Consider the following 22,374-nt stretch of genomic DNA (forward strand, 5'->3'; position numbering starts at 1 on the left):
CATGATGGGGGGCATGGACGGCGAACGCACTCTGGAAGACGGCCTTCTCGAAACGGGGTTCGGCGGAAGCCTGGACGGCGATTTCGACGACGATTTCGCGCCCTTCCTGTACGAACCGGACTCGACGCTGCCCGAGAACCGCTACCTCGACCGCGAGCTGAGCTGGCTCGCGTTCAACCAGCGCGTGCTCGAGCTCGCAGAAGACCCCTTGGTCCCGGTGCTGGAACGCGTGAACTTCCTCGCGATCTTCGCGAGCAACCTCGACGAGTTCTTCATGGTGCGCGTCGCCGGCCTCAAGCGGCGCATCGCGACGGGGCTGGCGGTTCCCACCAACGTGGGCCGGGCGCCGCAGGATGTGCTGTCCGACATCTCCGAGAAGGCGCACGAACTGCAAACCCGGCACGCCCGCGCGTATCTGGAGCTCGTGCTCCCGAAACTGGTCGAGGCGGGGATCTCGGTCGTCGGCTGGGACGAACTGGACGAAGCGGACCGGGTGCAGATGCGCGAGGTGTTCTCGCAGCAGATCTTCCCGGTGCTGATGCCGCTGGCCGTCGATCCCGCCCACCCCTTCCCCTACATCTCCGGCCTCTCGCTCAACCTCTCGGTCCGGGTGCGCAACTCGCGCACCGGCAAGGAGCAGTTCGCCCGCCTCAAGGTGCCTCGTTCGCATCGACCAGCGCCAGACGCTCGGCGAGGTGCGGTTCATCCCACTCGAAGACCTCATCGCCAACCACCTGGGCGATCTCTTCCCCGGCATGGAGGTGCTCGACCACCACGTCTTCCGGGTCACCCGCAACGAAGACGTCGAGGTGGACGAGGACGAGACCGAGAACCTCATCCAGGCTCTCGAGCGCGAGCTGCTGAGACGCCGGTTCGACCCGCCCATCCGCCTCGAGGTCACCGACGATATGGACGAGGTCACGCTCGGTCTGCTCATCCGCGAACTGGACGTGACCGAACAGGAGGTCTATTGCCTTCCCGCTCCGCTCGACCTGGGCGGCCTGTTCGACCTCTCCCGCATCGACCTGCCGGATCTGCACTACCCCAACCATGTGCCGGCCACCGCCGCCCAGCTCATGCCGAGCGAGCCGAACGCCAAACCGGATGTCTTCTCCGCGGTGTCGCGCCAGGAGATCCTGCTGCACCACCCGTACGAGTCGTTCGCGACGAGCGTCCAGTCGTTCCTGGAGCAGGCCGCCGCCGAACCGCATGTGCTCGCCATCAAGCAGACGCTCTACCGCACCTCGGGCGACAGCCCCGTCGTCGAGGCGCTCATCGACGCGGCCGAGGCCGGCAAGCAGGTGCTGGCGCTGGTGGAGATCAAGGCTCGCTTCGACGAGCAGAACAACATCTCCTGGGCGCGCAAGCTCGAAAAGGCCGGCGTCCACGTCGTCTACGGATTGGTCGGGCTGAAGACGCACTGCAAGCTCGCGCTGGTCATCCGCGAGGAGGAGGGCACTCTCAAGCACTACAGCCACATCGGCACCGGCAACTACAACCCGAAGACCTCGCGCATCTACGAGGATCTCGGCCTGCTCACCGCCGACGACCAGGTGGGCAAAGACCTCACCCGCCTGTTCAACGAACTCTCCGGCTACGCGATCGAGAAGAAGTTCCAGCGTCTGCTGGTGGCGCCGCTGCACCTGCGCAAAGGGCTCATCAAGCGCATCAAGGCGGAAGCGGCGAACGCGGCGGCGGGGCGTCCCTCCGGCATCCGGATCAAACTGAACTCGATCGTAGACGAGGCCATCATCGACGCGCTCTATCACGCGAGCCAGGCGGGCGTTCCGGTGGATCTGTGGGTGCGGGGCATCTGCGGGCTCGTCCCGGGCCGCGAAGGGCTCTCGGAGAACATCCGGGTGCGCTCGATCCTCGGCCGCTACCTGGAGCACTCCCGGATCTTCGCGTTCGTCAACAACGGCGACCCCCAGGTGTGCGTCGGCAGCGCCGACATGATGCATCGCAACCTGGACCGCCGGGGGGAAGCACTGGTCCGGCTGAGCGAACCTGCCCATATCGCCGAGTTCGATCGCCTCTTCGATCTGGCTTTCGACCCCGGAACGGCGAGCTGGGCGCTCTCGGAGGACGGCGTCTGGACACGGAATCACCTCGACAGCGCCGGCAAGCCGCTGACCGATCTGCAGAATAAGCTCATGCAGCAGATCAATCACCGGCCCCGCAGATCCCGCACAGGAACCAGGCGGTGAGTTCCGCCATCTCTGCGGCGGGCGCCCTCTGCTGGCGCGTCGTCAACGACAGGATCGTCGTCCTCGTCGTACACCGCACGAAGTACGGCGATGTCACCATCCCGAAGGGAAAAGTCGATCCGGGCGAGACGCTGCCGCAGACCGCGGTCCGCGAGATCCTCGAGGAGACCGGTCTCGCCATCACGCTGGGCGTCCCCCTCGGCGTCTCCGCGTACCCGCTGCACTCCGGCCGCGAGAAGATCGTCCGCTACTGGTCTGCCCAGGTCTCCGACCGCGCGATCGAACGGTCGACCTTCGTGCCCAACTCCGAGATCGCGGCCATCGAGTGGGTCAGCCTCAAGAAGGCCCGCGGCTACCTCACCTACGAGCGGGACGTCGAGATCCTCGACGCCTTCGAAGACCTCGTCCACCAGGGAGTTACCTCCACGTTCGCGCTGATCGTGCTCCGCCACGGCAAAGCGGAGCCCCACACACGCTGGGACGGCCCAGACGCGACCCGGCCCCTGACCGACCGCGGCGTCAAGCAATCCGCCGGGGGATGTCCCCACCCTCCGTGCATGGCATCCGAAGCGCATCGTCAGCAGCGACGCGGTCCGCTGCGTGGCGACGGTCGCCCCGCTCGCCGCCGCGACCGGGATCGTCCCGCGCCGCGACCACGGCATCAGCCAGGACGCGCACAAAGAGGGCCGCGGCGATGTCCGGGCCATCGTCGGCAAGCGCATCCGTGCCCGCAAGACCGCGGTTCTGTGCAGCCACGGCCCGGTCCTGCCCGAGATCCTACGCGAGATCGCGCTGGCCACCGGCACCATGCCGGGCGCTTACCTGAACGACGCAGCCGACCTCGACACCGGAGGTTTCTCGGTCGTACACCTCTCGGCCACGAACCCTGCCTCGGGCATCGTCTCGATCGAGACCTACGCACCACCAGTGGGTTGAGCGCCCAAGACAACACACGTCGTTAACCTTCCGTTTACCACTGCGGGGGACGCTGGTCAGACACCGGGCATAGCGTCGCACGAGGGCTGCACCGGCCCCGTCCTGTTGTTACTGATCCCCCGGAAGGGACAACTGTGAAACTGAAGCGCCTTGGCGTTCCCGTGGCCCTCCTGGCCGCGGCCGCTCTTTCCCTCACCGCCTGCGCAGCCAACGAAGGCAGCAGCCCGGCGGCCACCTCGGCGAAGCCGTCGAATCTCTCCGGCACCCTCAACGGCATCGGCTCTTCCGCCCAGGGAGCCGCCCAGACCGTCTGGATCGCCGGCTTCCAGCAGGACAACCCGAAGGCGACCGTCAACTACGACCCGCAAGGCTCCGGCGCCGGTCGCAAGAGTTTCATCGCGGGCGCAACCGACTTCGCCGGCTCGGACGCCGCGCTCAACGACACCGAGCTCTCCTCCACGTTCGCGGGTTGCGCCGCAGGCAGCAAGGCCATCGACCTGCCAGTCTACGTCTCCCCGATCGCGATCGCGTACAACATCGACGGTGTGAAGGACCTCAAGCTCGACGCCGCCACCATCGCGGGCATCTTCTCGGGCAAGATCGCCACTTGGGACGACGCGAAGATCAAGGGGCTGAACGCGGACGCCTCGCTCCCGTCCGCCCCGATCACTGTCGTACACCGTTCCGACGACTCGGGCACCACGCAGAACTTCACCGACTACCTCGCAGCGAACGCGCCCGACGTGTGGACCGCTCCCGCGTCGCAGACGTTCCCGTTCCAGATCGGTGACGCGGCGAAGGGCACCTCGGGCGTCGCAGAAGCCACGAAGAACGCCAAGAACTCGATCACCTACATCGACGAGTCGGGCTCGGCCGGCCTGTCCATCGCACAGCTGAAGGTCGGCGACAGCTTCGAAAAGATCAGCGCCGATGGCGCAGCCGCTGTGGTCGCCGCCTCCCCGATCGCCGCTGGCCGCGGCAGCAACGACCTCGCCATCAAGATCGACCGCAAGGACACCGCCAAGGGAGCCTGGCCGCTGGTCCTCGTCTCGTACGTCATCGCCTGCCAGGAGTACAAGGACTCCGCCAAGGCCGATCTGGTGAAGGGCTACATCGACTACTTGGTCTCCGGCCACGCCCAGAAGGCCGCCGCAAAGCAGGCCGGCTCCGCTCCGCTCGCGAGCGATCTCTCCGACAAGGTCTCCAAGGCCGTCGCCAGCATCAAGTAACGCCCCAGCCGCTCGGCCTGACCGGTTTCACGGTTCGGGCCGAGCGGTGCATGACCTCACCCGAAAAGCGCACCGCCCGAACAGAGAAAGTCACGCATGACCGCCGGAATCGCAGGAGCCGCCAGGCCGAAGGCGAAGGTCCGCCTCGGCGACCGGGTCTTCTCCACGAGCACGATCGTCGCGGGGTCGCTGATCCTCGCCACGCTCGCCGCTGTGGCCCTCTTCCTCCTCCTCCAGAGCATCCCGGCTCTGTTCGCCGGGGCGGGCGAGCTCCCCAATAACGCGACCTCCTTCTGGTCGTGGGTGTGGCCGCTGGTGTTCGGGACGATCTGGGCCGCGCTCATCGCGCTCCTCATCGCGACGCCGCTCTCCCTCGGCATCGCGCTCTTCATCTCGCACTACGCGCCGCGCCGCGCCGAGCAGACGCTCGGCTACATCATCGACCTACTCGCCGCCGTTCCCTCGGTCGTCTTCGGTCTGTGGGGCATCGCGACACTCGCCTCCTTCGTCCAGCCCTTCTACGTGTGGCTCGGCGCCACCCTCGGCTGGATACCCCTCTTCGCGCCGCCGGTCTCCGGCACCGGCCGGACCATCCTGACGGCCGCGATCGTGCTCGCTGTCATGGTCATCCCGATCATGACGGCGATCTGCCGCGAGATCTTCATCCAGACGCCAAGCCTGCACGAAGAAGCCGCGCTCGCGCTCGGGGCGACCAAGTGGGAGATGGTCAAAATGGCCGTCCTCCCCTTCGCCCGCAGCGGCATCGTCTCCGCGATCATGCTGGGCCTCGGCCGCGCGCTCGGCGAAACGCTGGCGATCGCGATGGTGCTCTCGCCCGCGCTGGTCGTGAAGTTCGCCGTGCTGCAAGCGCAGAGCCCGAACACGATCGCCGCGAACATCGCGCTGCAATTCCCCGAAGCCACCGGCGTGGGCGTGAACGCGCTCATCGCCTCCGGCCTCGTGCTGTTCGTCGTGACGCTCCTGATCAACGTGCTCGCCCGGTACATCGTCAGCCGCCGCAAGGCCTTCTCGGGAGCGAACTGATGGCCACCGCCACAGCCGCAACGCGGCCCCTCGCGAACGCCTACACCGCCGGTAAACTGCCTCCGTGGGCCCCCTGGACCATACTGGCCGTCTGCTGGGCCGTCTTCAGCGCGGTCTTCGCCATCCTGGCTGCCAGCGGCGCGACCAAGGACTTCAACATCGTGGGCGCTCTCTTCTTCGGGACCGTGCTGTTTGATATCGCGATCTACACCACCTCGCTCCTGGTCGAGGGCTCGCGCAAAACGAAGGACCGTCTGGTGACCTCGCTCGTCGCCACCGCGTTCATCGTCGCGCTGCTGCCGCTGATCTCGCTGGGCTGGACGGTCATCACGCAGGGCCTCGAACGCTTCGACCCCGTTTTCTTCTCGGAGTCGATGCGCAATGTCATCGGCGCGGGCGGTGGCGCGCTGCACGCCATCGTCGGCACGCTGCTCATCACGCTCATGGCGGCGCTCATCTCCGTGCCGATCGGACTGCTCACCTCGATCTACCTGGTGGAGTACGGGCGGGGTACGCTGGCGCGGGGGATCACCTTCTTCGTGGATGTCATGACCGGCATCCCCTCGATCGTCGCCGGCCTCTTCGCCTATGCGCTCTTCGCCCTGATCTTCGGCCCCGCCATCCGCAACGGCTTCATCGGATCGGTCGCCCTTTCCGTGCTGATGATCCCGGTCGTCGTCCGGTCAAGCGAGGAGATCCTGCAGATCGTCCCGAATGAACTGCGCGAGGCCTCGCTCGCCCTCGGCGTCCCGAAATGGCTGACCGTCCTGAAGGTCGTGCTGCCCACGTCGATCGCCGGTCTCGTGACCGGCGTCATGCTGGCCGTCGCCCGCGTCATCGGCGAGACCGCGCCGCTGCTGATCGTCGCCGGCTTCACGACCAGCACGAACTACGACCTGTCCAACGACCGGATGATGACACTGCCGGTGTTCGTGTACACGCAGTACACGCAGGCCGCCGGTCTTCACGCCCAGGACTCGATCGACCGGGCCTGGGCCGGAGCGCTGACCCTGATCCTCATCGTCATGCTCCTGAACCTCGCCGGTCGCGTCGCCGCCAAGGCTTTCTCCCCCCAGCGCGGTCGCTGACCGCCCACCCCGCGTTCCCGAGAACCAGGCAAGGAAATCACGTGTCCAAGCGCATCGAAGTCAACGACCTCAACGTCTACTACGGCAAATTCCACGCTGTGGAAGACGTGTCGCTCACCATCGAGCCCCGGAGCGTAACCGCGTTCATCGGCCCCTCGGGATGCGGGAAGTCGACATTCCTCCGCACGCTGAACCGCATGCACGAGGTCATCCCCGGCGCTTACGTCGAGGGCGAGGTCCTCATCGACGGCAACAATCTGTACGGCGCGGGCGTCGACCCGGTGCTCGTCCGCCGCCAAGTGGGCATGGTCTTCCAGCGCCCGAACCCGTTCCCGACCATGAGCATCCGCGACAATGTGCTCGCCGGCGTCAAGCTCAACAACCACCGGATATCGAAGACGGACGCGGACGACCTGGTCGAGGGCTCGCTGCGGGGTGCGAACCTCTGGAATGAGGTGAAGGACCGGCTGAACCTCCCGGGTTCGGGGCTGTCCGGCGGCCAGCAGCAGCGACTGTGCATCGCGCGCGCCATCGCGGTCTCCCCCGATGTTTTGCTGATGGACGAACCCTGCTCCGCCCTCGACCCGATCTCGACGCTCGCCATCGAGGACCTCATCGAGGAGCTCAAGAACGACTACACGATCGTCATCGTCACCCACAATATGCAGCAGGCCTCGCGCGTCTCCGACCGCACGGCATTCTTCACCATCGCGGGAACGGGCAAACCGGGCAAGCTCATCGAGTACAACGACACGAACATCATCTTCTCGAACCCGAGCGCGCAGGCGACCGAGGACTACGTTTCCGGACGCTTCGGCTGATCCGGCACCGAGCGGAGGGAAGCCCCGCGGGGCTTCCCTCTTCAGGAGGCGATGCCTACGATCGGCGGCGTCGTCGGCTGGTTCGAACCGCCCTGAGGCTCCACGGTGACGCCGACCGCGTCGCCCGCCGCCATCTCGCCCGTCAGGACGCGCCAGACGGTGCTGTCGCCGTCCACGTCCGTCATCGTGCCGGCCGGGATGGCCGTGCCCTTCCTCAGATACCAGAGTTCGTACACCTTGTCGTCGGCCAGCTTCGGCAGCCCCTTCGTCACGAGGGCGGCCTGTCGCAGCTGCACCGACCAGACGAGCGTCACGGTGCCGCCGCCCACGACCTCAGAACTCTGGAACCGCACATCCGGCGCCGCGTTGATCTCGACGAGCGCCGACGCCTGCTGCCGATCCGGAGCGGCGCCCGCCAGAACGTTGCCGAAGAAAGAACCGCCAGTGAAGATCAGGACGGCGGCGGCAGCAGCGGAGAGGACAGCGCCCGGACGCTGGAACCAGCGCAGGCGGGCCCGTTCCCCGGCCGGCCGCGAAGGAGAGGCGGTCTCCGGCAAAGCCCCGGCCGTGACAGGCGGCAGCTGCGGGAGGCCGTCCAGCTGCGCGAAGATCGCCGCTTTCACCTCCGGCCGCGGCTCAACGGACGGGAGAGTCATCCCGAGCTGGGCAGCCACAGCCTCGAAGTCGTGCGCCTCGCGCGCGTCGCGGGCGCCCAGCTCCGCCCCGAGGCGGGCGCGTCCGCCCCGCTCGTCGTCGGTCATGGTGTCACCCCCAGCTCATCTCGCAGCCGTATCATCGCATCACGCAGCCGAGTTTTCGCTGTGCCCAGGGGGATGCCGAGGCGCTCTGCGACCTCGCTCTGCGTCAGGCCGGCGAAGTAGGCGAGCATCACAGCCTCACGCTGTGCCTCACTCAGCACGCTCATCGCCGCCTCCACTCGTTCGTGCTCCACGCGCACCTCGACAGTCTCGGCGACCTGGTCGTAGGCTGCCGGGAGGTCACGAATGCCGACGGCGGTGTCCCGGTCACGCGCCGCCTGCGACGCGCGGATCCGGTCCACCGCGCGACGGTGGGCCATCGTGAGCAGCCAGGTGAGCGCTCGTCCTCTATTCGGATCGAAGCGGGCAGCGGATTGCCATACCTCGAGGAAAACCTCTTGGGCGACCTCTTCGGCCTGGGCGGCGTCGACGAGCAGACGCCGGATAAGCCCGAACACCCGCGGCGCGGCGCCGTCGTACAAAGCCGAGAACGCCTGACGGTCGCCGAGAGCCGTTGCGGCGAGAAGCTCATCGAGGTCACCCGCTGGGACGTCGTCCACATCGTCTCCGCTCGTCACGTCAGACGTCATCGAGTCTAGACACAAAGAGCCAGACCGCAGAACACCTCTCGGCGCGAGGCCGCTCGGAGCGGCGAATTGTGGAGCCCGGGGTTACTACGGTCCGGCCTCGCCAGTGTACAGGAGCGCTCGACGGCGCAGAGTGCGCGGAGAACAGCGCTCAATCGAGCGAATCGGAGCGCCACAGCCGGGCGCAGACCGTCAGCTCCTCGGCGGTGCTCGTGAACCGGAGCGCCCGGGTCGTCAGCTCGCTCGCCCGGCCGGGGTCCACGGTGTCGCGGTCGTCCGCGACGTTCAGGCACCCCGCCGCCGTCACGCGGCAGAACGCCGCAGCCCGGTCCAGGGCCACCGCGAAGTCCCCCTCGAACACCCCGCGCAGAATGCGGTCGGCCAGTTCGGTCACCTCCGCTGAGCCGGCCGGCGCGGACGCCCCCGCGACGACCGAATCGATCGACCCGAGCACCTCCGTCCCCCGCTGGTACAGCAACGCCGTACCCTGCGCATCCTGACGGATCAGCAGCCGCAGCAGGCAGATGCGCCACAGCGCCCCGGGCAGGCTCTTCGGATTCGACCGCGACCACAGCTCGGCGATCGCGTCGATCCCATGCTCGTCCGTGAACGCGACCAGCCGGCCGACCACGGCCGGATCGGAATCGGCGCGCACGCGCGCGAGCAGCGCCTGCGCCGTCTCGTGGGCGACACGATTGATACGCGCCGGGTCCTCCCCGCCCAGGAACGCGTCGAACGTCCCTCCGGGGAACAGGGCCGGCTTGTGATATCGGTCGGGCATCCCTCTATTGTCCCCCGTTCAGAATCGCGCGGAAGCCACGCCGCAAACGGTGTCTCCACGGCAGCGGCCAGCCCGTTGGCCAGCGCGTAACCACCTCACCCCCGCCCCGCTTCCGGTTGTGCGGGACGGGGCGGGGTTTCGTCGCCCGGTTGGTGTGAAAAGCCCTTATAACTAAGGAGTGCGACGCTGGGCTCACACACGCCTGTCGTGATGTTTAGTTGTTGATGAAGTTATAGATTGTGCGGACGTCGTTCCCATTGGGCGTGGCGATGAGGTATGGGTTCCCGGAACTATCCTTCCCTCTCCGAGACGTGACAGCGTAGATCATGCCGACGTGGTCATCGGTAAGAGATGAGTACCAGGGGCCACCGTCGGAGCCGTGGGTCATCGGACAGCCCATCGTGGTGTCTGACGCAGGCCGATGCCAGCTGGTTTTTCCCGAGCAGTAGTGCTGGATGTTGCCCTGATAGGGGGCTGCGGCCGGGTAACCGTAGATGGTCACCCCATCGCGGCTGGTGCTCTCATTGAACGTGAGGCCGTTCCCGCCGAAGTACTGCTGCATAGATTCACCCTCGCTGTGGGGGTAGAAGGAGATGAAAGCCTGGTCGTGCGAAAAGTCTCCACTTTTCATCCAAGGCGTTAACGCGTATGCCAAATTGCCGTTCCATCCTCCGAGCGGACCCGTTCCGTCTGCGTAGCTGGGGACGAAGAAGAAATTCTTCATCCATCCCTTCATCCATGGCTTCTTAGGATCATAAACGCAGTGTCCTGCGGTGTGGACCAGGTTGCCGCTGCGACTGGCGACGATGGCGCCGCTGCACACATGTCCGTGGGTGTCAGGACCATCGAAGAACAGTTTTCCCACGCTGGCCATCGCCCGGGGCGGTTCGTTCGTCGCGGCGCTCTCGGTCGGCTCTACAGGATTCACCACGATCCGCGGTTCGCTGTTCGCCGGTTCGGTCGTGGCGGTGTGGCTGCGGGGGCTCGCGCCGCGCTCGGCGAGGCTGTCCTCGAGGGGAGTGGCCGAGCGCATCCTCTCGGGAGTCCAATGACCGAGCGGGTCGATGACGTCGCCATTCGCGGACGCGTTTCGCGGAGGACGAGGACCAGGAGCGGAATGAATCACCTCGCCAGGCGAAGACGTGTCAGCGGCCGAAGCTCGGGCCGGACTCGGCGCACCCACCCCCGCCACAAGACCGCTTAACAAGACGAAAACCGTTGCGCCGGCTCGCAGTGTTCGATCGGGAATCTTCATGGACTGGTCCTCTCAGAGTCGACAGCAAGAGACGATGCGACAGAACCCCGAGAGACCTGTCAATCTGCCGCTCAGGAGCGCTGACACGAAAGGTAAGGAGCCCGCTCGGCCCCTCGTCGTCACCCTAAACAAACCCGAACAGCGACAGACCGGGTCAGCGCCTTGAGAACGGAAAATCACCAGAAGGATGATCCCACCCGCTTCGAGCGCTTCCTGAGACCGCAGAATCGCGTCTTCCACATAGACCCGAATGAACATGCACCCGATCAGGCTGCTGTCCCCCGTCCAGGAGCGCGCGGAATCCACGATAGGTTAACAGGCGAGGGCCTCTAGCTCAGTCGGTAGAGCATCGGACTTTTAATCCGCGGGTCGTGGGTTCGAGCCCCACGGGGCCCACCTCAAAGGGCGGGCGAGAGCCACAGGATCCTGTGGCTCTCGCCCGCCGCGGACGGCACGGCCGAACGAGCCGTCTGGGATGTCCAGCCCACTGTGAGAAGTCCAGAATTGTGAGAAGTCGAGAATTGTGAGAAGTCCCGTGTCTCCGGTGAACAGCGCGTCCGAACTCCCGGCAAAACTCGGCCGTCTCTCCCCATCTGAGTCCGATCCCGGGTTGAATGAACTCATGCCTCGCAACACCTGGTGGTCTCTCCTGGGACTGGCCCTCATCCTCGCCCTGGTCTCCCTGGGGCTATTCCTGGCGCCCGGGCTCGATCAGGGCGTCGCCACACGAGCGGTCGGCCATCACGACTCTCTCACCCGGCGGCAGTGGATCGACCTGGGCGTGGCGATCATCGGGTTCACGGCGGCGGTCTGTGCCGCGACGGCGCTCTTCGTCACACGGAGGCGATTGGAGGAGGGAATTCAGGCGACGCCAGTCACGCGACGCCGCTCCCAAACGTAGCCGACCGCGACCGCTCCGGCGACGCACAGCATGACCGGGGTCAGCAGCTGCGGGCCCTGGTGCGTAAACTCCATCACCAGGAGCAAGGCGGTAACCGGCGCGCGCATGGTCGCGGCGAGGAACGCCGCGGCCCCGATCAGCGCGAACCCGGCGAGCGGAGCACCGGGCCAGAGCGCGTCCCAGACGGCACCGAGACCGAGACCGAGACCCGCGCCGATCGCGAGAGACGGGGTCAGCGTGCCGCCCGCTGCGCCCGCCCCGATAGTGCCAACGGTCGCGACGGTCTTCACCAGAGCGATCGCCAAGAGCAGCAGCACCGGCAGAGTCGCGGACAGCGCGAGCTGGCCGAGTGCGCGGCCGTTGCCGAGGATGGCCGGCATGCCGAGGGACACGACGCCCACCGCAGCGAAGGTGAGCGGCATCGCAATCAGGATGCCCCAGGAGCGCGGCCGGCGGGCTTGCGCGAACGAGACGAGGCGGACGAAGCCGACGGCGGCGACGCCGAACAGCGGCCCCGCCAGCAGCGCCCAGACCACGATCTGCGGACTGAGCGGCACCTGCTGCACGGTGTAGAGCGGGTTGGCCGGGACGACGGAGCTGGCGACGAGGGCGGCGACGCCGGAGACCGCGAAGGCGGGGAGGACAGCGGCGAAGCTGATCTCGGCCAGGAGGATCTCGAGGGCGAAGACGGCCCCGCCGAAGGGGACGCTGTAGACGGCTGCGAGGCCAGCACCGGCTCCGCAGGCGACGAGGATCCGGCGCTCACGGGCCGTGACGCCGGCGCGCTCGGAGAGCCAGGACGCCCAGAGCGCCCCGACTTCGCGCGGTGCGACCTCCCGCCCGATGGACGCGCCCAGACCGACGATGACGACCTGCAGGGCGGCATTGGCGAGGGTGACCAGCACCGACATCCGCTGGCCGTCGACGACGGCCTGGACGGCGACGACGGCGTGGTCGGCACGGCGGCGGCCCCAGCCGCGCAGCAGCCACCAGCCGACAGCGCCGATGACGCCCGCGACCACCAGCGCCACCACCCGGTCTGCGGGAGGCGACTCCCGCAAACCGTCGAGGAAGGCGCCCTCGGAGTAGCCGAACGCGAGGTGCTGGAGAGCGTGCAGGGCGAGCACCACCGCCCCTCCGCCGACACCCGCGCCGACCCCGACCAGCACAGTGACGACGACGAGACGGATCAGCCAGGCAGGCGTGCCGCGACCGGGGCGGGGGGAGGCGAGGGGCACGGTTCCAGCGTAATCGCGGATCAGCCGCCGACGAGCGCGCCAACCGTCAGCAGGGAGACGCTGGCGTTAGCACACGCGGTGAAAGCACCGTCCTTCACGAACAGAGCGGTGGCCGAACCCGGAGGAGAGACACGGAAGCCGTCGGCTTTCTGCGGCTGGCACTCCGAGGGGTCGTAGTTGAGCGCCTGTACGACCTTGAGCGGCGCGCGTGCGGTGCCGCCGGGGGCGAGTCGCACGGTGGGATGCGGCGCACTGCGGTCGAGCTCAGCAGACTGGCCGAGCTGGACGCCGTTGCCGTTGCCGTCGCCGACGAAGGAGACACTCGGCCAGCCTTGCAGCGCGCACGGCTCGGACCCCCCGTTGGTCAGGACGAGGGCGACCTCGACGCTGCCGGCCGCTCCCCCGCCTCCCGCGGCGATGGAACCGGTCAGCTTCGCGGTGTCGCACTGGCCGTCGACCGGGACGGCCGTGCTGCTGCCGCTCGGCCGCGTCGCCGGGGAGCCGGGGGCGGTCCGGGTCGCGGTGGGGGACGCCGTCGGACCCGCGCCGGGAGAGCAGGCGGAAAGAACCGCCGTCAGAACGGCGACGACAGCGAACGCCGCGAGAGTGCGCCGGGATGCGGGGGACGGGGTGCGCGTACGATCGGCCATGCATACACTTCAGCATTCATGCATGTGACTATGGGGGAAGACGCGCCGCACTGGCAGGATGGGACTATGAAAGCGCTCGGAACCTGGCTCATCCGTTTCTGGGCGATCTGCGTCCCTGTCATCGGCGTCATCCTGCTCGTGGGGTTCTGGACGGTGCCGCTCGGAGCGTTCTCGATCACGCTGATCGGTGTCTTCCTCGCGGGCACCGTGCTCGCGGCCGTCCAGCACGCGGATGTCGTCGCCCACCGGGTCGGCGAGCCGTTCGGGTCGCTGGTGCTCGCCGTGGCGGTCACCGTGATCGAGGTGGCGCTGATCGTGACCCTGATGACAACGGGCAAGGACTCCGAGACCCTCGCGCGGGACACCGTCTTCTCGGCCGTGATGATCACGATGAACGGTATCGTCGGCCTCAGCCTGTTGCTGGCGGCCTCCCGCCGCGAGACCACGTCCTTCAACGCGCAGGGCAGCGGCTCGGCCCTGGGCACCGTGACAGCGCTCGCGGCGCTGACGATGGTGGTCCCGGCGTTCACGGAGACACCCGGCCCGCAGTTCTCCCCGAGCCAGCTGTGGTTCGCGGCGATCGCCTCGGTGCTCCTCTACGCGATGTTCGTGTTCACCCAGACCGTCGCCCACCGGGACTTCTTCCTCCCGGTCTCCACCAAGGAACGGCCGATCGCGGAGGACAGCCACGCCGATGCGACCTCCAACCGCACCGCGCTCATCAGCCTCGGGATGCTGCTGATCGCCCTCGTCGCCGTCGTCGGCCTGGCCAAGCTCGAGTCCACGCCGATCGAGCGCGCCGTCACCGCGGCCGGTCTGCCGCAGTCGTTCGTCGGAGTGGTCATCGCGCTGCTCGTGCTGCTCCCCGAAGGCATCGCAGCGGCGAAAGCGGCACGCCGGAACCGGATGCAAACCAGCCTGAACCTGGCGCTCGGCTCCGCCATCGCGAGCATCGGCCTCACTATCCCGTCCATCGCGATCGCATCGATCTGGCTGCCGGGGGCGCTGCACCTGGGCCTCGGGGCGAGCCAGATCGTGCTGCTGGCCCTCACGGTGGCGGTCAGCATCCTGACGATCGTGCAGGGGCGCGCGGCACGGATGCAGGGAACCATCCACCTGATCATCTTCGCCGCGTTCATCTTCCTCTCGATCGTGCCCTAGCTGTACCTAAGCCGTTCTGTTCCGGCCCCTACCGTCCCCGGGTCTCGTCGATGTGCGTACGGGGGCGGAGCAGTGCGGAGGGTTCACACGACGGTCACGGACAGGCCGGTCGCCCGGAGGGCCACGACCGCGGACTCGCCCGCCGTCTCGCCGGTGATGAGCCCGGCGAACGCGTCGACAGCGGCGATCCGGCCGAGATGGATGCGGCCGAGCTTGCCGCCGTCTGCGACGGCGATCGCGCGGGTGGCCGAGCCCACCATCGCCCGCTTGAGGTCGGCCTCCGGCAGGTTCACATTGGTCACACCGCCGAGAGGGTGTACACCGGTGCAGCCGATGAAGGCCAGGTCCGCATGCACACGCTCCAGCAGCACCGCGGCGAGCGGCTCGACCAGCGAATGCTGCAAGGGCCGCAGCGTCCCCCCGGTGACGATCACCTGGAAGCGCGGGATGGCGCGCTCGAGTTCCAGCGCGATCGTGAGGCCGTTGGTGAGGACCGTGACATCGTCCAGGTCTTCCCGGTCGGCGAGAGCTCGGGCGATCGCGGCGTTGGTCGTGCCGACGTCGAGCAGGACGCTGCTGCCGGGCTCGACCAGCGCCGCCGCAGCGAGGCCGATGCGGCGCTTCTCGTCGGCGGAGGACGCCAGCGCCTCCTCGAAGCTCGGTTCGCGCATCCCGCCGCCGCGCAGCACGGCGCCGCCGCGAACCCGGCGGATGCGCTGCTGCGCGTCGAGTGCGTCCAGATCGGTGCGGACGGTCACATCGGAGACCTGGAACGCCTCGCTCAGTTCGGCCACCCGCGCGAAGCCCGCGTGCCCGATCAGTTCGAGCATGCGCTCGCGGCGGAGGGCTGCGGGCAGCGGTTCTCTCATAGAGCCATGTTTGTGTGCTTGCGTTTTCTTGTCAATCCGTAAGCCATCCACTACATTCACTTTCGGAAACAAAAGGTTTGCATGGCCGCCATCACGAAGCGTCCGCACCGGCTCTCGGACGGGCGCGACCTCTACTTACTACGCCGACACGACGCTCGCACCGGACCGCGCACCCGATCTGCGCGAGCCCGCGCCGCGGCCGGCCACGGCCTCCATGCGCCAGGACCCGCTCACCGGCGAGTGGGTCTCCATCGCCGCCGCCCGGCAGAACCGGGTGATGCTGCCGCCCGCCGAACGGGACCCGCTCGCACCGGCCAGCCCCGGCAACCCGTCGGAGATCCCGAGCGTGTACGACGTGGCCGTGTTCGAGAACAAGTCGCCGTCCTTCGGGCCGCTCACCGCCGGCGCAGACGCCCCGCACAGCCTCGCGGACCTCGCCACCATCGGCATCGAACGCAGCCGCAGGTCCGTCGGCCGCTGCGAAGTCGTCTGCTTCAGCCCCGCCACCACCGGCTCGTTCGGTGCGCTGACCGCCTCGCGCGCCCGCACGGTCATCGAAGCCTGGGCGGACCGGACCGCTGCGCTCTCGGCCACCCCAGGCGTGCAGCAGGTCTTCCCTTTCGAGAACGGCAGCGAAGCGATCGGCGTCACACTGCACCACCCGCACGGGCAGATCTACGCCTACCCCTACATCACACCGCGCACGAGCGCGCTGCTGCGCTCGCTGACGCCTACGGGCCCGCGCTCTTCGCGGACATCCTGGAACGCGAGCGGGCCTCCGAGCGGGTCGTGCTCGCCGGGGAGCACTGGACCGCTTTCGTGCCCTTCGCGGCGCGCTGGCCGATCGAGATCCACCTCCTGCCGCACCGGCACATCCCCGACCTGGCCGCCACAGCCGACGCCGAGCGGGACGATCTGGCGACCCTCTACCTGCGCGTGCTGCGCGGTGTGGACGCGCTCTACGGCTCCCCCACGCCGTACATCGCCGCCTGGCACCAGGCGCCGGTGACGGTGCGGCGCGACGACGTGCGTCTCATGCTGCAGATCACCTCGCCGCGCCGCAGCGCGGATAAGCTGAAGTTCCTGGCGGGCTCCGAGGCCGCGATGGGCGCCTGGGTGGGCGACATCCCGCCGGAGCAGGCGGCCGCCGCACTCCGCGACGCCGTGGTCCGCGCCGCCCAGGAGAATCCCGTCGGTCCGCTGCCCGCTGGTGTCTCCGGGCTCGTGACCGTGCCCGCTTCCGATTCCCCCGACCGAGAGGCGACCCGATGACCGACCTGCGCACCGGTGTCCGCGACGACTTCGCCGAGGTGTTCGGCCGCGAACCGGATGGGGTGTGGTCGAGCCCCGGACGCGTGAACCTCATCGGCGAGCACACCGACTACACCCTCGGCTTCGTGCTCCCGTTCGCGATCAGCCGCCGCACCGTCGCCGCGCTCGCGCTCCGCGAGGACCGCACCGTCCGCGTCGGCAGCGCCTATGCCGACGAACTCGTCGAAATCGACCTCGACCGGCTGGCCCCGGCCGCGCTCAGCGGATGGTCGGCCTATCCGCTCGGCGTCGCGTGGGCGCTCGGGGAGTCCGGCGCCGACCTGACGGCCGTTCCCAGCTTCGACCTGCTGCTCGACTCGAACGTCCCGGTCGGGGCCGGTCTCTCCTCGTCGGCCGCGATCGAGGGGGCGACCGCGCTCGCCCTGAACGACGCCTGGCGGCTCGGCCTCGACCACCGCGCGCTCGCCCGTGCCGGTGGGCGCGCCGAGAACGTCGCCGTCGGCGCGCCCACCGGCATCATGGATCAGTCCGCCTCGCTCCTGGGCGAAGAGGATGCCGCGGTCTTCCTGGACTGCCGCTCGCTGGCGTCGGAGGTCATCCCCCTGGGATTGGCCGAGGCGGGCCTCGAGATCCTCATCGTGGACACCGGCGTCGCCCACGCCCATGCGACCGGCGGGTACGCGGAACGCCGCGCGTCCTGCGAAGCGGGCGCCCGCGCGCTCGGCGCAGAGTCGCTTCGGTAGGTGTCGGTCGCCGACCTCGACCACGCCCGCGGACTGCTCGACGACGTGACCTTCCGCCGTGTCCGCCACGTCGTCGCCGAAAACCAGCGCGTGCTCGACACCGTCCGCGTGCTGCGCGAGCACGGTCCGGCCGCGATCGGCGGCCTGCTGGAAGCCTCGCACGCCTCCCTGCGCAACGACTTCGAGGTCTCGGCGCCCGAGTTCGACCTCGCTGTCGAGACCGCCCAGGCGAACGGTGCGCTCGGCGCCCGGATGACCGGGGGCGGCTTCGGCGGCTCGGCCCTCGCCCTGGTGCCGGCCGACGCCGTGAGCCGCGTACTCGTCGCCCTCGACGGCGCGTTCGCGGAGCACGGCTTCGGCCAACCGGATCTGTTCACGGTGCGGGCCTCCGCGGGCGCGCGCCGGGAGAGCTGAGCCCCGGGCCGTTCCCACGGAGGAGGCGGAGCGAGGACACAGGGAGCACGACCGGCACGCTCGCCGCCCACGGACAAGCCGGGGCGGCGGTCCCGGTGAACGCCGCCGGACGCCGCTTCATCGTGTCCGCATCCGAGCCGGGCGTCAGCAGCCGGGCGTCAGCAGCCGGCGGCGCCGACGGTCCTCAGCTGGCCGGCGATGGCGCGGAAACCGTTCCGCTCCGCGTTGCAGAGCGGAGTGCGGCCATCGGCGTCCCTGATGTCCGGATCGGCCCCGGCGGTGAGGAGCTGCCGGACGACATCCTGGGCTCCCCGCCCGCCGTCGCCCATCACAATGGCCTCCTGAAGCGCGGTCCCGCCGAGGCGGTTGACATGGTCGACCTCCACACCGGCCTCAATGAGCATCGCGACGACGCGGAGGTGCGCGTGTTCGGAAGCCGGGATGAGAGCGGTGCCGCCATACCGGTTCTCGGCGTCCACATCGGCGCCGTGGTCGAGTGTGAGCCGCAAGATGTCTTCCAGCCCCTCGGCGCCCGCGTAGAGATAGGCGCTGTCCTGCAGGTCGTCTGTGGCGTTCACATCGGCTCCGGCGAGAATCAGCTCCCGGGCGAGCGCGGTGTCGCCCGCTCTCGTCGCGATCAAGAGGGGCGTGCGGTCGCGGTCGCCCCGGGTCTCGACATCCGCACCAGCAACGATCGCACGGCGCACCGCGTCGCGGTCGCCCACACTCACGACAGCGAGGAGCCGGGCGGAAGCCTCCGGGTCCACCGTCGCGGGGGACGACGGGGACGGTGAAGCGGTCGCTGCCGAGAGGACCGGTGTGCCCGGCGGCGGCATCGGTTTGGCGCTGGCGCATCCCACAAGCAGGACGCCGGCCGCCATCGCCCGCCGGACATCACACATACGCCCCACACTAAAGAACCGGTCTGAGCGTTTAGGGTGTGAACCATGACCATCGTGACCCTCGCCGACGGCTCCACCCCGACCCTCGCCGACGACGCCTTCGTCGCCGCCGGCGCCGTCCTCAGCGGGCGTGTGCGACTCGACGCCGGCTCCAGCGTCTGGTACAACGCAGTGCTCCGAGCGGAAGCGGAGGAGATCGTGCTCGGTGCGCGCAGCAACATCCAGGACAACGTCTCCTGCCACGTCGATCACGGCTACCCGCTCACCATCGGCGCGGATGTGAACGTGGGCCACAACGCCGTGCTGCACGGCTGCACCATCGAGGACGGTGTGCTGGTCGGGATGCACGCGACCGTCCTCAACGGGGCCGTCGTCGGCGCGGGCTCGCTGCTGGCCGCCGGGACCGTCGTGCTGGAGGGGGCTGTCATCCCGCCGGGCTCCCTGGTCGCGGGCGTTCCGGGGAAGGTGCGGCGGGAGCTGACCGAGGACGAGCGCGCGGCGATCCGGCAGAACGCCGAAGCGTACCTGAGACACATCGGCGAACACCCTGCCGCGGTTTAGGCCGGCTTCAGCTCCTGGGCGAACATGATGAGAATGGCGCTCGGCCCTCGGAGGTACGTCAGCTTGTAGAGGTCCCCGTATGTCGCCACGCCCCGGAGCGGATGGCACCCGTGCTGGGCGGCGATCGCAAGCGCCGCGTCGATGTCGTCGACCGAGAAGGCGACGCGGTGCATGCCGATCTCGTTCGGCAGCGTGGGCTGCGTCTCGATGGCGTCGGGGTGGAGGTACTCGAAGAGTTCCAGGCGACCGTGGCCGTCAGGGCTCTGTAACAGTGCGATCCGGGCGTGATTGCCGTCGAGTCCCACCGCGGTGTCCGCCCACTCGCCGCTGACCGTGTCACGACTGAGGAGCGTGAGGCCGAGATCGGTGAAGAAGGCGACCGCGGCCTCCAGATCGCGGACCGCGATGCCGATGTTCTCCAGTTTGATGGTCACCCGCCGGTCCTCCCGGGTGCGGGCGGAACGCGCGTCCGCGTCGCTCACCTCAGCGCCCGCTCGGCGGACTCGACCACATTCTGCAACAGCAGCGCCCGGGTCATCGGCCCGACTCCGCCGGGGTTGGGCGAGATCCAGGAGGCGACCCCGGCGACATCCGCCGCAACGTCCCCCGCGACACGGCTCTTACCCGTCTCCGGGTCCTCGACACGGCTCACGCCGACATCCAGCACGATCGCGCCCGGTTTGACGTTCTCCGCCGAAACCAGCCCGGGCACACCCGCCGCCGCCACGATCACATCGGCGCTGCGCAGATGCTCGTCCAGACTCTTCGTTCCCGTGTGGGTCAGGGTGACGGTGGCGTTGACCTCCCGGCGGGTCAGCAGCGCGCCGATCGACCGGCCGACGGTGACACCGCGGCCGACGACCACGACATCTTTGCCTGCCAGATCGATACCGTGGCGCAGCATCAGCTCTATCACGCCGCGCGGGGTACACGGCAGCGGGGTCGTGATCGGCCGGTTGACGTTCAGCACGAGCCGTCCGAGGTTCGTGGGGTGCAGTCCATCGGCGTCCTTCGCCGGGTCCACCAATTCCAGAACGGCGTCCGTGTCAAGGTGGCTCGGCAGCGGGAGCTGCACGATGAAGCCGGTGCAGCCGGGGTCGGCGTTCAGCTGCTCCACGACGGCCTCGAGCTCCGCCTGCGAGATTTCCGCGGGCAAGTCGCGGCGGAGGGACGCGATGCCCACCTCCGCGCAGTCGCGGTGCTTCCCCGCGACATACCACTGCGATCCCGGGTCGTCGCCGACGAGGATGGTGCCGAGCCCGGGCACGACCCCCCGCTCGCGCAGCGCGCTCACCCGCTCCCGGAGCTCGGCCTTGATCGCAGCCGCCGTCGCCTTCCCGTCCAGCGTCCTCGCGCTCATCCTCGTCCCCTCACCGTCGCTTCCTCCGTTCTTCCGCGTTTTCGGACCGAATCCCCGCAAAACGCAAGGAAACGATGACTGCGGAGGGGTCAGCTCGCGGAGGGCGCGAGGCCAGGGTAGAGCGGAAAGGCGGCGGTCAGGGCGTCGACGCGGGCACGGAGCGCGCGGGTGTCGGCGCCGGGACGGAGCGCCAGCGCGATGATGTCGGCGACCTCGGTGAACTCGGTGTCGCCGAAGCCGCGGGTCGCCAGCGCCGGGGTGCCGATCCGGAGGCCCGAGGTGACCATCGGCGGGCGCGGGTCGAACGGCACCGCATTGCGGTTGACCGTGATCCCGACCTCGTGCAGGATATCCTCCGCCTGCTGCCCGTCGAGCTCCGACGTGCGCAGATCGGCGAGCACCAGGTGGACATCGGTGCCGCCGGTGAGCACATCCACACCGGATGCGCGGGAGTCGGCGGCGGTGAGCCGCTCGGCGAGGAGCTGCGCGCCACGGATGGTGCGTGCCTGACGGTCCTTGAACTCGTCGGTCGCCGCCAGCTTGAACGCGGTCGCCTTCGCGGCGATCACGTGCATGAGCGGGCCGCCCTGCTGACCGGGGAACACATTCGAGTTGAGCTTCTTCGCCAGCTCCGTGTCCCGGCTGACGATGAAACCGGAGCGGGGGCCGCCGAGCGTCTTGTGGACAGTCGAGGAGACGACGTCGGCGTAGGGCACGGGCGAGGGGTGCAGACCGGCCGCGACAAGGCCGGCGAAGTGGGCCATATCCACCCACAGCTTGGCGCCCACCTCGTCTGCGATCGCCCGGAACGCAGCGAAGTCGAGCTGACGCGGGTAGGCCGACCAGCCGGCGATGATGACCTGCGGTTTGTGCTCGAGCGCTCTGTCGCGCACAGCGTCCATGTCGACGAGGAAGGTCTCCGGGTCGACGCCGTAGGCGACCGCGTTGTAGAGCTTGCCGGAGAAGTTCAGCTTCATCCCGTGCGTCAGGTGCCCGCCGTGGGCGAGTTCCAGGCCCAGGATGGTTTCGCCCGGGGTCGCGATGGCGGAGAGCACGGCCGCGTTGGCCGAGGCGCCCGAGTGTGGCTGCACGTTCGCGTACTCCGCGCCGAACAGGCTCTTCGCCCGGTCGATCGCCAGCTGCTCGGCGATGTCCACGTACTCGCAGCCGCCGTAGTAGCGACGCCCCGGATACCCTTCGGCGTACTTGTTCGTCAGCACCGAACCGACGGATTCCAGGACGGCGCGCGGCACGAAGTTCTCGGACGCGATCATCTCCAGGTAGTCGCGCTGGCGGCCGAGCTCCAACTGGAGCACCTCGGCGATCTCCGGGTCGACCTCCGCAAGCGACGCAGTGAAGGTGGACGGCAGGGTGTCGGTCACAATCGGCTCCTTCAAAACAAAAACAGGCGTGGACATTTCTGTTGCTATCGACCCAGGCGCGCGGCCGAATCCACCCGTTCGTTCGAGGTACCGTCGTCGCTCCCCGATGGTGACCATCTGAGCGCCAGTCGCGACGAAGGCCAGCATAGCAAAGGCAGCGCCGGCCGAAACCTTGCTCAGAGCAGAGGGCTCCTGAAATACTCGCAGTGGCCGAC

The 22,374-nt window shown here is 68.5% G+C and carries 18 protein-coding genes, 1 tRNA gene, 4 pseudogenes and 1 riboswitch; of the genes and pseudogenes, 12 read left to right on the top strand and 11 right to left on the bottom strand.

All coding sequences use genetic code 11. From position 1 onward, the window contains the following. Positions 1–13 precede the first annotated feature (13 nt). The 6 genes and pseudogenes from LXX_RS09045 (at position 14) to pstB (ending at position 7,325) form a co-directional block, all read left to right on the top strand. A pseudogene (locus tag LXX_RS09045) lies at positions 14–2,207 on the top strand (RNA degradosome polyphosphate kinase). Beyond that, positions 2,204–3,143, top strand: a pseudogene (locus LXX_RS09050) (NUDIX domain-containing protein). The pseudogenes LXX_RS09045 and LXX_RS09050 overlap by 4 nt, the downstream one beginning before the upstream one ends. A 134-nt stretch (positions 3,144–3,277) precedes the next feature. Next, positions 3,278–4,372, top strand: coding sequence for a phosphate ABC transporter substrate-binding protein PstS (pstS, locus tag LXX_RS09055; protein WP_011186567.1), 1,095 nt, complete (start codon positions 3,278–3,280; stop codon positions 4,370–4,372). 96 nt (positions 4,373–4,468) lie between these two features. Continuing rightward, complete coding sequence (gene pstC, locus LXX_RS09060; protein WP_011186568.1) at positions 4,469–5,416, top strand: phosphate ABC transporter permease subunit PstC; 948 nt, start codon at positions 4,469–4,471, stop codon at positions 5,414–5,416. After that, on the top strand, positions 5,416–6,504 hold the full coding sequence (gene pstA, locus LXX_RS09065) for a phosphate ABC transporter permease PstA (RefSeq protein WP_011186569.1): 1,089 nt from the start codon (positions 5,416–5,418) through the stop codon (positions 6,502–6,504). Before pstC ends, pstA begins: the two co-directional genes overlap by 1 nt. A 41-nt stretch (positions 6,505–6,545) precedes the next feature. Next, entirely contained in the window at positions 6,546–7,325 is a 780-nt protein-coding gene (gene pstB / locus LXX_RS09070) for a phosphate ABC transporter ATP-binding protein PstB (protein ID WP_011186570.1), read from the top strand. Between the two features lie 41 nt (positions 7,326–7,366). Here pstB and LXX_RS09075 read toward each other — a convergent pair whose 3' ends face one another. From LXX_RS09075 to LXX_RS09090, 4 genes are all read right to left on the bottom strand, one after another. After that, positions 7,367–8,086 (bottom strand): anti-sigma factor, encoded by a 720-nt coding sequence (locus LXX_RS09075; RefSeq protein ID WP_011186571.1) that lies wholly within the window; start codon positions 8,084–8,086, stop codon positions 7,367–7,369. Beyond that, positions 8,083–8,673 (bottom strand): sigma-70 family RNA polymerase sigma factor, encoded by a 591-nt coding sequence (locus LXX_RS09080; protein WP_176714732.1) that lies wholly within the window; start codon positions 8,671–8,673, stop codon positions 8,083–8,085. Before LXX_RS09080 ends, LXX_RS09075 begins: the two co-directional genes overlap by 4 nt. A gap of 148 nt (positions 8,674–8,821) precedes the next feature. Continuing rightward, complete coding sequence (locus LXX_RS09085) at positions 8,822–9,451, bottom strand: hypothetical protein (protein ID WP_011186573.1); 630 nt, start codon at positions 9,449–9,451, stop codon at positions 8,822–8,824. 214 nt (positions 9,452–9,665) lie between these two features. Beyond that, positions 9,666–10,484 (bottom strand): trypsin-like serine peptidase, encoded by an 819-nt coding sequence (locus LXX_RS09090; RefSeq protein WP_041767673.1) that lies wholly within the window; start codon positions 10,482–10,484, stop codon positions 9,666–9,668. Between the two features lie 545 nt (positions 10,485–11,029). On the opposite strand from LXX_RS09090, the gene LXX_RS09095 reads away from it, so the two are divergent. Together LXX_RS09095 and LXX_RS09100 are read left to right on the top strand one after the other, a co-directional pair. Then, positions 11,030–11,102: transfer RNA gene (locus LXX_RS09095), tRNA-Lys, on the top strand. Between the two features lie 226 nt (positions 11,103–11,328). After that, the gene (locus LXX_RS09100) at positions 11,329–11,607 is read left to right on the top strand and encodes a hypothetical protein (protein WP_041767674.1); all 279 of its coding nucleotides are present in this window, start codon (positions 11,329–11,331) and stop codon (positions 11,605–11,607) included. On the opposite strand, the gene LXX_RS09105 is transcribed toward LXX_RS09100, so the two are convergent. Together LXX_RS09105 and LXX_RS09110 are read right to left on the bottom strand one after the other, a co-directional pair. Further along, positions 11,568–12,845 carry a chloride channel protein gene (locus LXX_RS09105; protein ID WP_141692757.1) on the bottom strand — a complete coding sequence of 426 codons (1,278 nt, stop codon included), beginning with the start codon at positions 12,843–12,845 and terminating at the stop codon, positions 11,568–11,570. The genes LXX_RS09100 and LXX_RS09105 overlap by 40 nt on opposite strands. Before the next feature lie 20 nt (positions 12,846–12,865). Further along, positions 12,866–13,495 carry a DUF4232 domain-containing protein gene (locus LXX_RS09110; RefSeq protein ID WP_041767675.1) on the bottom strand — a complete coding sequence of 210 codons (630 nt, stop codon included), beginning with the start codon at positions 13,493–13,495 and terminating at the stop codon, positions 12,866–12,868. A gap of 66 nt (positions 13,496–13,561) precedes the next feature. Here LXX_RS09110 and LXX_RS09115 point away from each other — a divergent pair, with 66 nt between their 5' ends. Continuing rightward, positions 13,562–14,656 (top strand): calcium:proton antiporter, encoded by a 1,095-nt coding sequence (locus LXX_RS09115; RefSeq protein WP_041767676.1) that lies wholly within the window; start codon positions 13,562–13,564, stop codon positions 14,654–14,656. Between the two features lie 83 nt (positions 14,657–14,739). On the opposite strand, the gene LXX_RS09120 is transcribed toward LXX_RS09115, so the two are convergent. Next, positions 14,740–15,525: a DeoR/GlpR family DNA-binding transcription regulator gene (locus LXX_RS09120; protein ID WP_041767677.1), complete on the bottom strand. Its 786-nt coding sequence runs from the start codon at positions 15,523–15,525 to the stop codon at positions 14,740–14,742. Positions 15,526–15,606: 81 nt separating this feature from the next. Here LXX_RS09120 and galT point away from each other — a divergent pair. Together galT and galK are read left to right on the top strand one after the other, a co-directional pair. Further along, positions 15,607–16,797, top strand: a pseudogene (gene galT, locus LXX_RS09125) (galactose-1-phosphate uridylyltransferase). After that, positions 16,794–17,954, top strand: a pseudogene (gene galK, locus LXX_RS09130) (galactokinase). Before galT ends, galK begins: the two co-directional pseudogenes overlap by 4 nt. A gap of 158 nt (positions 17,955–18,112) precedes the next feature. On the opposite strand, the gene LXX_RS09135 reads toward galK, so the two are convergent. Continuing rightward, a complete protein-coding gene (locus LXX_RS09135; RefSeq protein WP_041767678.1) occupies positions 18,113–18,856 on the bottom strand; it encodes an ankyrin repeat domain-containing protein in 744 nt (247 codons plus the stop codon). A gap of 45 nt (positions 18,857–18,901) precedes the next feature. Here LXX_RS09135 and LXX_RS09140 point away from each other — a divergent pair, with 45 nt between their 5' ends. Next, positions 18,902–19,417, top strand: a complete 516-nt coding sequence (locus LXX_RS09140; protein ID WP_011186580.1) for a gamma carbonic anhydrase family protein — start codon at positions 18,902–18,904, stop codon at positions 19,415–19,417. Here the strand turns inward: LXX_RS09140 and LXX_RS09145 are convergent. From LXX_RS09145 to glyA, 3 genes are all read right to left on the bottom strand, one after another. Further along, complete coding sequence (locus LXX_RS09145) at positions 19,414–19,851, bottom strand: VOC family protein (protein WP_011186581.1); 438 nt, start codon at positions 19,849–19,851, stop codon at positions 19,414–19,416. The two genes, LXX_RS09140 and LXX_RS09145, sit on opposite strands and share 4 nt — an antisense overlap. Positions 19,852–19,895: 44 nt before the next feature. Next, positions 19,896–20,777 carry a bifunctional methylenetetrahydrofolate dehydrogenase/methenyltetrahydrofolate cyclohydrolase gene (locus tag LXX_RS09150; RefSeq protein ID WP_011186582.1) on the bottom strand — a complete coding sequence of 294 codons (882 nt, stop codon included), beginning with the start codon at positions 20,775–20,777 and terminating at the stop codon, positions 19,896–19,898. An 89-nt stretch (positions 20,778–20,866) separates the two neighbouring features. Continuing rightward, positions 20,867–22,159 (bottom strand): serine hydroxymethyltransferase, encoded by a 1,293-nt coding sequence (gene glyA / locus LXX_RS09155; RefSeq protein WP_011186583.1) that lies wholly within the window; start codon positions 22,157–22,159, stop codon positions 20,867–20,869. A 43-nt stretch (positions 22,160–22,202) separates the two neighbouring features. Continuing rightward, a riboswitch (ZMP/ZTP riboswitch) is annotated at positions 22,203–22,301 on the bottom strand. Positions 22,302–22,374 lie beyond the last annotated feature (73 nt).

The organism is Leifsonia xyli subsp. xyli str. CTCB07 (genome assembly GCF_000007665.1).
GTDB lineage: Bacteria > Actinomycetota > Actinomycetes > Actinomycetales > Microbacteriaceae > Leifsonia > Leifsonia xyli_C.